This window comes from Paenibacillus polymyxa (genome assembly GCF_001719045.1).
Taxonomy (GTDB): domain Bacteria; phylum Bacillota; class Bacilli; order Paenibacillales; family Paenibacillaceae; genus Paenibacillus; species Paenibacillus polymyxa_B.
In genome coordinates, this window is record NZ_CP015423.1 from 3,649,466 (window position 1) to 3,661,819 (window position 12,354).

The 12,354-nt window shown below is 48.7% G+C and carries 10 protein-coding genes and 1 riboswitch; of the genes, 7 read left to right on the forward strand and 3 right to left on the reverse strand.

The features are described from left to right. Positions 1 to 107 precede the first annotated feature (107 nt). Positions 108 to 1,145: an alpha/beta hydrolase gene (locus AOU00_RS16315; protein ID WP_061831534.1), complete on the reverse strand. Its 1,038-nt coding sequence runs from the start codon at positions 1,143 to 1,145 to the stop codon at positions 108 to 110. A gap of 298 nt (positions 1,146 to 1,443) precedes the next feature. Between AOU00_RS16315 and AOU00_RS16320 the strand changes: the two genes are divergently transcribed. After that, a complete protein-coding gene (locus AOU00_RS16320) occupies positions 1,444 to 2,187 on the forward strand; it encodes an IclR family transcriptional regulator (protein ID WP_061831535.1) in 744 nt (247 codons plus the stop codon). 155 nt (positions 2,188 to 2,342) lie between these two features. Continuing rightward, positions 2,343 to 2,455, forward strand: a riboswitch (TPP riboswitch). Between the two features lie 186 nt (positions 2,456 to 2,641). Continuing rightward, positions 2,642 to 4,486: a phosphomethylpyrimidine synthase ThiC gene (gene thiC / locus AOU00_RS16325; protein WP_061831536.1), complete on the forward strand. Its 1,845-nt coding sequence runs from the start codon at positions 2,642 to 2,644 to the stop codon at positions 4,484 to 4,486. A 121-nt stretch (positions 4,487 to 4,607) separates the two neighbouring features. Here the strand turns inward: thiC and AOU00_RS26630 are convergent, their stop codons facing one another. Continuing rightward, the gene (locus AOU00_RS26630; protein WP_010348453.1) at positions 4,608 to 4,760 is read right to left on the reverse strand and encodes a hypothetical protein; all 153 of its coding nucleotides are present in this window, start codon (positions 4,758 to 4,760) and stop codon (positions 4,608 to 4,610) included. Between the two features lie 507 nt (positions 4,761 to 5,267). On the opposite strand from AOU00_RS26630, the gene AOU00_RS16330 reads away from it, so the two are divergent. From AOU00_RS16330 to AOU00_RS16335, 3 genes are all read left to right on the forward strand, one after another. Then, complete coding sequence (locus tag AOU00_RS16330; protein WP_023987004.1) at positions 5,268 to 6,104, forward strand: YitT family protein; 837 nt, start codon at positions 5,268 to 5,270, stop codon at positions 6,102 to 6,104. A gap of 210 nt (positions 6,105 to 6,314) precedes the next feature. Next, complete coding sequence (locus tag AOU00_RS25875; protein WP_231109495.1) at positions 6,315 to 6,500, forward strand: SdpI family protein; 186 nt, start codon at positions 6,315 to 6,317, stop codon at positions 6,498 to 6,500. Between the two features lie 44 nt (positions 6,501 to 6,544). Beyond that, complete coding sequence (locus tag AOU00_RS16335; protein WP_061831537.1) at positions 6,545 to 6,892, forward strand: DUF1648 domain-containing protein; 348 nt, start codon at positions 6,545 to 6,547, stop codon at positions 6,890 to 6,892. A 73-nt stretch (positions 6,893 to 6,965) separates the two neighbouring features. On the opposite strand, the gene acnA is transcribed toward AOU00_RS16335, so the two are convergent. Continuing rightward, complete coding sequence (acnA, locus tag AOU00_RS16340; RefSeq protein WP_061831538.1) at positions 6,966 to 9,677, reverse strand: aconitate hydratase AcnA; 2,712 nt, start codon at positions 9,675 to 9,677, stop codon at positions 6,966 to 6,968. Positions 9,678 to 10,097: 420 nt separating this feature from the next. Here acnA and AOU00_RS16345 point away from each other — a divergent pair, with 420 nt between their 5' ends. After that, on the forward strand, positions 10,098 to 11,093 hold the full coding sequence (locus AOU00_RS16345) for an amidase domain-containing protein (protein ID WP_061831539.1): 996 nt from the start codon (positions 10,098 to 10,100) through the stop codon (positions 11,091 to 11,093). 73 nt (positions 11,094 to 11,166) lie between these two features. Continuing rightward, a complete protein-coding gene (locus AOU00_RS16350) occupies positions 11,167 to 12,255 on the forward strand; it encodes a D-alanine--D-alanine ligase (RefSeq protein ID WP_061831540.1) in 1,089 nt (362 codons plus the stop codon). Positions 12,256 to 12,354 lie beyond the last annotated feature (99 nt).

Sequence of the window (12,354 nt, forward strand, 5' to 3'; positions counted from 1 at the left end):
TACCCATGGAACACGAAAAAGAAGCCCAGCTACGGCACGGGTTAAGTGTCCATAGACAGGCTTCTTCAAGGGGAAGAATAGAATATAGTTCTTCGAAAAATAATTTTTTACTTCGTATTCGTTTGTTTGTGGGCATCAGCGGTGGTTTTCTTGTCCTCCAGCTCCTGTACATTGCTTAGAAACGTCGATACCCGTCGCAAATATTCACGAGGGTGCTCTCTAAAAATAAGCTCATGTATCCCGTTTTTAACAATCCATACACTGGAAAGCGGGTTGGTTTGATTGGCAGCGAGCTTTTCCGCAATAGGATAAGGAGCTTTTTCATCCTGTGTACCATGCACAAACATGATCGGGAACGGGTAGTTTTCCTTTTTAACCTCCTGATATGGAATCTGATGCAAGCTGGTACCGTTCAAAACTGGAAACAGCAACTCCAGAATTTCCAAAGACGGATGCCTTGGCAGATTAATTTGATTGTGAATGTTATGGTACAGCGTATCTGGTTCCAGCAGGAAGGTGCTGTCCAAAATCATTGCGTCCACATCCTTGGTTTGCAAGCCCGCCTGAAGAGCGGTTCCTGCCCCCATGGAGAAGCCCCATACGATAATCTCCGATGAGCCGCGTTGCTTCGCAAGCTGAATTGCTCCGAGGAGCTGTTGGGATTCTGCTTTGCCTCCGGTTGCGACTGCTTTGCTGTTTTGTGACGCAAATCCATAATCGAACATGACCACATTAAAGTTCAAACTGTGGGCATAATGCGCCAGATCATACATGGGAATCCAGCTTTCTTCGCGGTTAGCCCCATAACCATGGCTGAAAATAATCGTTTTCCGCGATTGATCCGCCGGGATATACCAGCCTTGTACCATGCGGCTACCATCCTTGGCAGGGAAGCTGACTTCCTCATAAGGCATGCTTTTGGCCTGCATCGGATTAGAGTACAGTGGTGCAACGGTGGGATTCGTAAGAACCCATGCGATGTAAGCATGCAAGGCAATAAAACAAAACAACAGAAAAAAGACGACCGACAGCAGCAGAGCAATCACAACGTGCTTGAACCGCAGCAGACGGGGATTAAAGAGTGGGGTGGACGGCTCCTGAACAGCGGTCTGTAGCTGAGCGTTGCGCTGGGATGTCGAAATCATGTAAGAGCCTCCTTATATAAAATTGATCTTCGTTTCATAGAATTTAGGTATAATTCCACTTGAAAATAGTAGTGTAGATCCGTATAGATACCTATTATCGTATGATGGGGATTATCCAAAGTCAACGCCTGAACCGGAAAAGTAAAAATGATGCAAAGAATTGTCGATGTTTGTTCTCGTTCTGTAATATGGTTGTCACAAAAACATCGGTTTACAGTAGCCGCAACTATTCTATATAATTTATGTAACCATGTTTCATAGTGTGAAACGAATATGGATACAAGAGGAGCGGTTCACGATGGAAGACCGTAAATTAACCGTTCGCGCTGTAGAGCGTGCACTTGATATACTGCTGTGTTTTACTGCAAATTCGGATCTTGGCCTGACGGAGATTGCCTCCAAAATTGGTCTACATAAAAGCACGGTTCATCGGCTGCTGACTACGTTGGAGGATCGGGGCTTTGTCGTTCGGAATGCCGAAACGGAAAAATATCGACTTGGCTTCCGCATTTGGGAGCTATCCACGCATTTGTCCCAAAGTGACGAGCCGGCGGTGCTGTTACAACCTGCAATGGAAGGACTACGTGACCGTCTGGGGGAGACGGTCAGCTTGTACTTACGGGACGGCAGCATGCGTATTCGCATACAAGCCGTGCAGAGCAATCAGGCGATCCGCAGGGTCGCGCCTGTAGGTGCGCGTATGCCGCTGGCTGTAGGGGCCTCCAGCAAGGTGCTGGCGGCCTTTATGCCGCCGCAGGAGCTGGAAGCCCTGCTAAGCGGGGATGAATGGCCGCCCTCAGTAGACCCGGAGGTCTATAAAGCCCAGCTGCAGGACATTCGCGAGAAGGGCTATGCGACCAGCTATGAAGAACGGGAGCCAGGGGCTGCTGCTGTGGCAGCGCCAATTGTGAACCGGAAGGGACAGGTCACTGCGGCTTTATCTGTATCCGGCCCGGTCAGCCGACTTGCACCCGAGACGCTACATGACTTTGCTCCGATTTTGATCGAAGCGGCGAAGGAAATGGGGCTTATGCTTCCGTAACAAGAATGAACACAGTTGAAGCAAGCAGAGTGATTTGATAGGGAGTGTCTTCTTGGTAAAAGGGTACCTAGAAGGGTTGCCAAAGCCATAAATTTGAAGTAGTCTGGTAAGGAAGGCGGATGTCTGTTATATCCGCCTCGTGTGAATAGAAGTATCACAGTTACTGGGGGAGCCTGTAATGCCGGGCTGAGATGGAATCGTGCAAGATTCCGGACCCTTTGCACCTGATCTGGATCATACCAGCGTAGGGAAGTAATCGGCCATTGAAATGTATACGCGGCTGCTGTCTACAGTGGCGCATTGGAATGGATTATTCCATATGCGCATTGTCTGGATAGCTGTCTCGTTAGATTAGCCGGTTCCCTGGGGAACCGGCTTTTTTGCATAGATCAGCGCCACCCTGGGAATGGTTCCGGATCGGTGTGTTATTTCATCGAAACGGGAGGAATGGACAATGAAGCCGACAGAAGCAGAAGGAACAAAAGGAACAGAATTGAAATCAGCAGAAGTAAGATTGGTAGGAACAAAAGAAGTTGAGGTAGAGAAGACAAACGGGGAGCAAGCCAGTGGGGTAACGCCCTTTCCAGGAAGCCGTAAGGTATATATTCAAGGCTCGCGGCCGGACATTGCCGTGCCAGAGCGCGAAATTGCTCTTCATCCTACACATACGCCGCAGGGCACGGAGCATCATGAGCCATTGCGTGTATATGATACAAGCGGTCCCATGACCGACGAAGCCTATCAGGTCGATATCCGTCAGGGCCTGCCTCCATTACGGCGAGCTTGGGCACTGGAACGGGGCGATGTGGAGGCTTACGAGGGACGCGCCGTCCAGCCGGAGGATAATGGACTGAAACCTGGCTCCAAACGGGAGACAGTGGAATTTCCCGGCGTGACCAATCGTCCGCTTCGTGCTTCGCAAGGGCGTACAGTGACGCAAATGCATTATGCGCGGCAAGGGATCATTACGCCCGAAATGGAATTTGCGGCGATCCGCGAAGGGGTGGAGCCTGAGTTTGTACGGCAGGAGTTGGCGGCTGGACGAGCCATTTTGCCTTCGAATATCAATCACCCGGAAAGCGAGCCAATGGTCATTGGGCGTCATTTTCACGTGAAGATCAATGCGAACATTGGTAATTCTGCGGTTACCTCCTCCATCGAGGAGGAAGTGGAGAAAATGACTTGGGCTGTGCGTTGGGGCTCGGATACGGTTATGGACCTGTCTACAGGCCGTAATATCCATACAACACGTGAATGGATCATTCGGAATTCTCCTGTACCGATTGGGACTGTGCCGCTGTATCAGGCACTCGAAAAGGTGAACGGTGAAGCAGAAGCGCTGACGTGGGAGTTGTATCGCGATACGCTGATTGAGCAGGCGGAGCAGGGAGTGGACTATTTTACAATTCATGCGGGTGTATTGCTGCGGTATATTCCGATGACGGCGAATAGAATGACGGGAATTGTATCCCGGGGCGGATCAATCATGGCAGCCTGGTGCCTTGCGCACCATCAGGAGAATTTTTTGTATACACATTTTGAAGAAATTTGCGAAATTATGAAAGCCTATGATGTAGCCTTTTCTCTCGGGGATGGTCTACGTCCGGGTAGTATCTATGATGCGAATGATGAAGCACAGTTTGCAGAGCTGGAAACGTTGGGCGAGCTAACGCAAATCGCATGGAAGCATGATGTTCAGGTCATGATTGAAGGGCCGGGACATGTCCCTATGCATAAAATCAAAGAGAATGTGGATTTACAAATGGAGATTTGTAAGGAAGCTCCTTTCTATACCTTGGGACCGCTCACGACGGATATTGCCCCCGGATATGATCATATTACCTCAGCCATTGGGGCGGCGATGATTGGTTGGTTCGGGACGTCCATGCTGTGCTATGTTACGCCTAAGGAGCATTTGGGTCTGCCCAATAAGGATGATGTCCGTGAGGGTGTCATTACCTACAAAATTGCGGCACATGCTGCCGATCTGGCGAAAGGGCATCCACGGGCGCAGCAGCGGGATGATGCTTTGTCCAAGGCACGCTTTGAGTTCCGCTGGCGGGATCAGTTCAATCTGTCGCTTGATCCCGAGCGTGCCTTATCCTACCATGATGAAACGCTACCGGCAGAGGGCGCCAAGGAAGCACATTTTTGCTCGATGTGTGGCCCTAAATTTTGTAGTATGCGTATCACTCAGGACATTCGCGCCTATGCAGCGGATAAGGGGCTGGACACTCAAGAAGCAGTAGCTGCGGGGATGCGTGAGAAGGCAGAGCAGTATCGGGATGGAGGTCAGTAAAACGAACGTGTGAGTTTAGGGACAAATGAATTAAAAAAGCCGTGGTTCTCTACAGTCGATGTAGGAAACTACGGCTTTTTAGCTTATGTAAAGCAGATCATGCAACCGGATAAACGGCGCCTTATTTTTTACCCATTTTTTCATTCAAAATGTCCTGAAAGCTGAGCTTCTTCTCCGAGCTATCTTCTTTCTTCTGCATACTCACCGCGTTGGCACGTTGGTATTGGTGGTGAAAGGGCATCAGGGTGTGGACGGTTAAGTTCATTGTATTCATGTAGGCATTCCTCCAATTCCATATTGTCAAATTCAGATTGAGTTGCTTAGGACGTCTGTATAGGACTATTTGTATGTACTTGATGTCGTAATGCTATGTAGGTTGCTTGGTAATGTTTCAATCATTATACCCACATTTTTTCAAAGTAAAACGCTTTTGACATAAAACAGGAAGATGGTCATATGTGTCCAAAATTTGGATTGGGAGGATGGTCATTTTAGGGGAAAATGTGCCTAGGTCTAAAACAAGGGCTAGAGGCCCGTTTTCTTAGTTTAGTAGTCGGGATTGTGATTTTTTGTCGAATAACCTTGTAAAAGGAGGATTTTGCGGAATCCTCAAGTCAGGATTGAGGCAGTCTGGTGGCGAATTAAAGTGTCAAAGTTGTATTGACTTTATGTTTGGTAGTAGATACCATGAACTGGTTGTCAGCGTATTTTGACAACAAGAGTCAGCCAATCCATCTGGCGATTCATCCTTTGAAATGTTAGAGAAAGGATTAGAGTATATATGAAAAAAAGTATTGCAGACATTGCATTTATTATTCTGGGTGCGTTTTTTTTCGCGCTAGCTGTTAATCTGTTTGTGATCCCGAATGAGTTTGGTGAGGGGGGCGTTACAGGGGTCACGATCATCCTGTACTACCTGTTTCAGTGGTCTCCCTCGATCGTCAATCTGGTGATTAATGGCTTGCTGCTGATTGTCGGATATAAATTTTTGGACAAGAGAACGACCCTGTACACTATAATTGCGGTCGCTTTTAACTCGCTGTTTTTACATTTAACGGTCAACTGGCGGATTGATTCGCATGAGCCGACGATTAATGCTGTATTTGCCGGAGTTTTGGTGGGGGTCGGCATTGGCTTAATTGTACGGGTAGGTGGCACTACGGCGGGAACGGTCATTTTAGCCCGGATTGCCAACAAGTATCTGGATTGGAATATCAGCTATGGCTTGCTGTTTTTTGATTTGATTGTCGCATTCTCTTCCTATTTTATTATTGGTCCGGAAAAATTGATGCTAACTATCGTTATTTTGTACGTTGGTACGAAGGTGATGGACTTCATGATCGAAGGACTGAACCCGAAAAAAGCAGTCATGATCATTTCGGAGCACCAAGATAAAATTGCCGAGATGGTCATTACGAAAATGGATCGTGGAGTTACCGTGCTGTCAGGCCATGGCTATTACACTAAAAATCCAAAAGAAGTGCTGTATATCGTCATTAGTAAACAAGAGGTATCGGCGCTTAAAAAGATAGTGAAAGCCATCGATACAGCAGCGTTTATTACCATTCATGACGTGCGGGACGTGTTCGGAGAGGGTTTTCTGGATATTTCGAAGTAGCTCGCGTGCGAAAGTAAGGTTATAAGAGAACATAGTTGGAAGTCGGTCCTGAGGGATCGGCTTTTTGTTTTTGTGATGTTTCTTCCATTTTTGGTATTGGAAAATATGCATAATAAAGAGGAGTCACTCAATTCCTGTTATATGGAGGGTTTGGCGGGATGGAGAATAAGGGTAATTATGACGTAAGTTTCCTTGGCTACTTCGAATGAAATGGCATGGAAGAAGACGCATCGTATCTCTGCTTCTATTTGGATAGCCTTTGGCTTAATCGGGATCGCTATAGGATTAGGACAAGAAGTTAATGTGTATATGGTGCTCGCATCTTGTTTACCGACGATGATTAGTTTTATTACTTCTCTCTTTCTAAGTCATAGGTATAAAAATATAGACTGCTGATATCTGTATAATGCAGATCGATTTAGCATATTAGGGGGATTTCCATGAGAAGTAAGTTAAATTTTTCTAATGTATTGTCTTTTCTTATTTCTGTTTTGCCTTTCATTATCTACCTTTTCATGTATCCGAGAATGCCTAGGAATGTAGCAATTCACTACAATTTCAATGATGTGGCTGACCGTTTTGTTGACAAATCCTCCCCTGAGGTATGGTTGTTGTGTGGAATTAGCCTCATATCTTTTATAATTATGCTAACGCTTCAACCCTATCTCAGTCGTCAGTTCAAGAGCGAAGAAGGCTCTGTAATCATGGAAAGCCTGCCTGGTCTCTTCACACTCCTTATAACCCTAGTGTTCTCAGTTCTCGGCATATGTTTCCTTTTAAAAGCTTAAAGCATATAAAAAATCCCCTCTCAATTCGCAGTTTCCACTGCATTTGGAGGGGATTTCGTTATTTATACGCTCTTTACTCTTGAATCATCTGACGCAATACGGTTTGCAGAATACCACCGTTGTGGTAGTAGTCGATATCGACGGTGCTGTCTAGACGGGCAATTACCGGGAATTCGAACTTTGTGCCATCCTCGCGTTTAGCCACCACTGTAAGCTCTTGACCAGGCTTCACGTCATTGTCGATGCCAAGAATGTCAAACGTTTCACGACCGTTCAGACCCAGGCTGGACCAGCCATAGCCCTCCTGGAATTGCAGAGGCAGTACACCCATGCCGACCAGGTTACTGCGGTGAATCCGCTCGAAGCTTTCGGCAATGACAGCCTTAACGCCCAGCAGAAGCGTACCTTTGGCCGCCCAGTCACGAGAGCTGCCTGTGCCGTATTCCTTACCAGCAATGACGATCAGGTTCTGATCGGCTGCCTGATATTTCATGGATGCATCATAGATGGACATTTCCTCATCCGTTGGCAAGTATTTGGTCACGCCGCCCTCGGTGCCTGGAGCCACATTGTTGCGGATACGGATGTTGGCGAATGTACCGCGCATCATGACCTCGTGGTTACCGCGACGGGAGCCGTAGGAGTTGAAGTCCTTGCGTTCCACGCCATGCTCCTTCAAATACAGTCCTGCCGGGCTGGAAGGGGCAATGTTGCCTGCTGGTGAGATATGGTCCGTCGTGACCGAATCATTCAACAGGGCAAGCACACGGGCATTACGGATTTCCTTGATATCTTGTACGCCATCTTGAAGTCCTTCAAAGAACGGCGGGTTTTGAATATAAGTTGAGTTTTCATCCCATTCATACAGTTCGCCTTCAGGAACCGGAATGGAGTTCCATTTTTCGTTGGCAGTAAATACATTTTCATATTTGCGACGGAACATATCCGGGCTGAGAGACAGGCTGATGGCTTCTTTGATTTCCTCGGAAGTGGGCCAGATATCTTTCAGGTAGACTGGCTGATTGTCCTGATCGTAACCAAGAGGATCATTCACCAAATCAATGTTCACTGTGCCTGCCAGCGCATAAGCGACAACCAGTGGCGGTGAGCCGAGATAGTTGGCTTTGACCTGCGCATGCACACGGCCTTCAAAGTTCCGGTTGCCGGAAATAACTGCGCCAACCGTCAAATCATGGTCTGTGATGGCTTGACTCACTTCGTCAGGAAGTGGGCCGGAGTTACCGATACAGGTTGCGCAGCCGTAGCCTGCTACATGGAAGCCGAGGGCTTCGAGCGGTCCGATTAATCCGGCTTTTTGCAGGTATTCCGTCACGACGAGGGAGCCTGGTGTCAAGCTTGTTTTAACATAGCCTGGCTTTTTGAGCCCGCGCTGTACTGCTTTTTTGGCCAGCAAGCCCGCACCGAGCATAACGCTTGGATTGGAGGTATTCGTGCAGCTTGTGATCGCCGCAATAACGACTGCTCCTGTACCCAACTCGCTGGTGGAGCCGTCCGGATGGGTCAGCGGAATCTTCTGTGCGATTTTTTCATCGCTCAGTCCATAGCCGCCCTTGTCTACCGGGGTACGGATAATGCCTTCAAACGTTTCTTTCATGCGGCTAAGCTCAACACGGTCCTGCGGACGTTTGGGTCCGGCGAGACTCGGTACTACCGAAGCCAGATCCAGCTCAATCGTATCGCTGAACACAGGGTCCGGTGTATCGGATGTGCGGAACATGCCTTGGGCTTTGTAATATTCCTCTACGAGGCTTACTTGCTCATCAGAACGTCCGGTGCTGCGCAAGTAGGCCAGCGTTTCTGCATCGACCGGGAAGAAGCCAATCGTTGCGCCGTATTCCGGTGCCATGTTGGCAACTGTCGCACGGTCAGCCAAGCTGATGTTTGCCAGACCAGGCCCGTAAAATTCTACGAATTTGCCGACTACGCCTTTTTTACGCAGCATTTGCGTAACAGTGAGCGCCAGATCGGTGGCAGTAGAGCCTTCCGACAGGCTGCCTGTCAGTTTGAAGCCGATCACATCGGGAGTGACAAAATACAGCGGCTGCCCCAGCATACCCGCCTCTGCTTCAATCCCGCCAACACCCCAGCCTACAACACCCAGCCCGTTAATCATCGTGGTATGGGAGTCTGTTCCTACGAGGGAATCTGGAAAGACGACCGTTTCACCGTCAATGGTTTTGGTAGCGGCAACGGAGGCGAGATACTCCAGATTGACCTGATGGACGATACCGGTGGATGGCGGAACGGCCCGGAAGTTGTTGAACGCCGTTTGCGCCCAACGCAGAAAACGGTACCGCTCCTCGTTGCGTTCAAACTCTACATTAATATTGTAATCCAGCGCATCACGGGTACCAAAAGCATCGACCATGACCGAGTGATCGATAACGAGATCGACGGGAACGAGCGGATTGATTTGCTTCGGGTCCCCGCCTGCTTTTTTCACTGTATCACGCATAGCTGCTAAATCGACAACCACCGGGACACCGGTAAAATCCTGTAGCACGATGCGTGCAGGAATGAACGGAATCTCCTTGTTGGTATCCCGATCCTCAGCCCAGCCTGTCAGCTGTTGCACATGTTCTTCCGTAATGGCGCGACCGTCAAACTGTCGAACCGCGGCTTCCAGCAATACTTTAATGGAGAAAGGCAGCTTGGCGATACCGCTTTTTCCTTGTTCCTCCAGTGCCTTAAGGCTGTAGTAGCGATAAGGCTTCCCGTTAACTTCCAGACTACGGGCAATGGAGAATTGATCTTTTCCTGACATAAGTATTACCTCCTTGAAGTGGATGCTTGGGGGAAAATAGGGATGTCGTTTTTTCGACGTCTTGCACACTTGGTTTAAATTGGTTGCGTTCTCAATTTCATCTTCAGTAGTTTATTGCGTGTTAGAGGTTAAGATGAATGTAATTCGTTTCATTAGATGAAACATGATTTCAAAATGATTGCTTTTGGATTAAGTATACCGTTTTCAGACGGTTCCGTAAAGTTTTTTTGGCCTAAATGATGCGTTGCAGATTGGAAAATAAAACGTTCCGCTCCCTCGCGTTTCGATGTTCATACCAAGCTTTAGAGATTCATACTTATAGATAGAGAGCATTTCAGACCAGAGAGGCAAGAAAGGAAGTTATTCATCATTCCGGTTATCCCCGGAAAAGGATAGCGGGACGAATATGGAGGGATTGGGATGGGGGAGCGGGAATGGAAACAGGCCCTTTTTTCTTACGTGAATCAATACAATCGCAGTGAAGTGAATGGTGTACCGCAGCCGGATGAGTATCTGGAGGTGGGTCAGCGGATGGAACGAGCAGCACGTGCGGCCAGATTGGAGCAGTGGTACAACGAACGGGATGCTGTTCCCCTACGCAGCGAGACACGCGCCAAGCCGCTACGAATGGTGCAGGATACCCCGGATGAGGCTGTGGTAGATGTACAACTGCATGTCCGACTCTTTTATGAGAAGGGTGGGATGACTCACCGGGAGGATCGGATCGAACGGGAGCGTCTGACGTTCACACGCGAGGGTGAAGCCTGGCAGGTAGCGAGAATTGAGCGCGATCCGGCAGAAAGGAAGCCAGCGGGGGGAGAGGTTCCTTTTGAACAGGCTTCGTTTAATCAAGGAGGAAATCTGCCGCTGCTGAATCGCGGTGTGCTGGGCTTCGGCTCATCAGCACGTCCCAGCCGATATCGCCGCGAAGAAGCAGCGGCCTATGCAGATCAGTGGTGGGATAGCTTTAATCCGGAGTTTGAAGGTTTTGATGTGGATTGCACCAATTATATCTCGCAATGCCTCTTTGCAGGGGGAGCACCGATCCACTATACTGGTAAAAGAGAATCGGGCTGGTGGTATAAAGGACGGGTCGCCGGAAATGAGCTGTGGAGCTACAGTTGGGCAGTTTCCAACAGTCTGGAGCGGTATTTGGGCTCCAGCTCATGGGGGTTGACCGCTGAGCAGGTGAGTCGCCCAGAGCAGCTCATGTTGGGGGACGTCATTTTTTACGATTGGGATGGTGACGGAACCTTCCAGCACAGCACGGTGGTCACGGCCTTTGATGCGGGCGGCATGCCGCTAGTCAATGCACATACGGTAAGCTCCAGACATCGTTATTGGGACTATAAAAATTCGTATGCGTGGACGGACAACACGGTATATCGCTTTTATCACATCGCCGACTATTTTTAAATGAGATGGTGGATAACAGGTACAGTGATGCAAATCAGTCACAATGACGAAAGCAGGAAAGCGGAGGATAGGCATGGCAAATCAAAAATTGACCGTAGGGCTAGTGTACGGTGGCAAATCGGGCGAACATGAGGTTTCGCTGCAAACGGCGTATGCGGTAATGAACGCTTTTAACTATGAGAAATACGAGATTATTCCTTTTTATATTACGAAGGCTGGCGATTGGCGTAGAGGGGCGCTATTAAGCGCTCCTCTGGCTTCTGTAGAGCAATTGAAGCTGGAACGCGCAGAGGGCGGCACCAAGGCGGCATTAGATACATTGTTCGGCAAGCTGTACGGAGAGCAGACGCTGGATGTACTGTTTCCGTTGCTGCACGGTACCTTTGGCGAGGACGGAACGATTCAGGGTCTGTTCGAAATGGCGGATATGCCTTATGTCGGTGCAGGAGTGCTGGCTTCGGCAGCAGGTATGGATAAAGGCGTCATGAAGAAGCTGTTTGAGCATGCAGGATTGCCGCAAGTGAAATACTGTTATTTTAATAGTACACAGTGGGTCCAAACCAGTCATGATCTGGTACGTAACATGGAAACCGAGCTAGGTTATCCTTGCTTTGTCAAACCGGCCAATCTGGGATCCAGTGTGGGTATTTCCAAAGCCAGTAACCGAGAAGAGCTGGAAAAGGCTGTAGATCTGGCTTTGCAATTTGACCTAAAGGTGATTGTCGAGGAGTACGTCGATGCCCGTGAGATTGAGGTCAGCGTACTGGGCAATGATGAGCCGATTGCCTCGGTACCGGGTGAAATTGTATCGTCGAGTGATTATTACGATTACGCTGCCAAATATACGGATGGCCAATCGGAAATGCTTATTCCGGCACCGTTGGATGAGGAAGTGGCAGATCGTATTCGTGAAGCCGCATTGCAAGCATTCCGCGCTCTGGAAGGCTGCGGGATTTCCCGTGCCGATTTCTTCGTCAGACGCTCGGACGGACATATCCTTATTAATGAAGTGAATACAATGCCTGGCTTTACACCGTTCAGTATGTATCCATTGCTGTGGAGAGAAACTGGCGTATCCTATGCAAGTCTGCTGGACCGCATGATTGCTCTTGCACTGGAGCGTTATGAGCGCAGATCCGCACTGCACTACGAGAACTCATAAACGAAACAAAGGGGAGCTGATCACTCTCCTTTTTGTTCATATATAAGGCACATACTTGAGCATTTCACTAAACCCTTAATGATGAAAGGTGGCAGCTAC

What these genes read in the sequence shown, in the direction of transcription:
- AOU00_RS16315 (WP_061831534.1), bottom strand. Translation starts at nt 1,145, where the DNA reads ATGATTTCGACATCCCAGCGCAACGCTCAGCTACAGACCGCTGTTCAG.
- AOU00_RS16320 (WP_061831535.1), top strand. Translation starts at nt 1,444, where the DNA reads ATGGAAGACCGTAAATTAACCGTTCGCGCTGTAGAGCGTGCACTTGAT.
- thiC (WP_061831536.1), top strand. Translation starts at nt 2,642, where the DNA reads ATGAAGCCGACAGAAGCAGAAGGAACAAAAGGAACAGAATTGAAATCA.
- AOU00_RS26630 (WP_010348453.1), bottom strand. Translation starts at nt 4,760, where the DNA reads ATGAATACAATGAACTTAACCGTCCACACCCTGATGCCCTTTCACCAC.
- AOU00_RS16330 (WP_023987004.1), top strand. Translation starts at nt 5,268, where the DNA reads ATGAAAAAAAGTATTGCAGACATTGCATTTATTATTCTGGGTGCGTTT.
- AOU00_RS25875 (WP_231109495.1), top strand. Translation starts at nt 6,315, where the DNA reads ATGGCATGGAAGAAGACGCATCGTATCTCTGCTTCTATTTGGATAGCC.
- AOU00_RS16335 (WP_061831537.1), top strand. Translation starts at nt 6,545, where the DNA reads ATGAGAAGTAAGTTAAATTTTTCTAATGTATTGTCTTTTCTTATTTCT.
- acnA (WP_061831538.1), bottom strand. Translation starts at nt 9,677, where the DNA reads ATGTCAGGAAAAGATCAATTCTCCATTGCCCGTAGTCTGGAAGTTAAC.
- AOU00_RS16345 (WP_061831539.1), top strand. Translation starts at nt 10,098, where the DNA reads ATGGGGGAGCGGGAATGGAAACAGGCCCTTTTTTCTTACGTGAATCAA.
- AOU00_RS16350 (WP_061831540.1), top strand. Translation starts at nt 11,167, where the DNA reads ATGGCAAATCAAAAATTGACCGTAGGGCTAGTGTACGGTGGCAAATCG.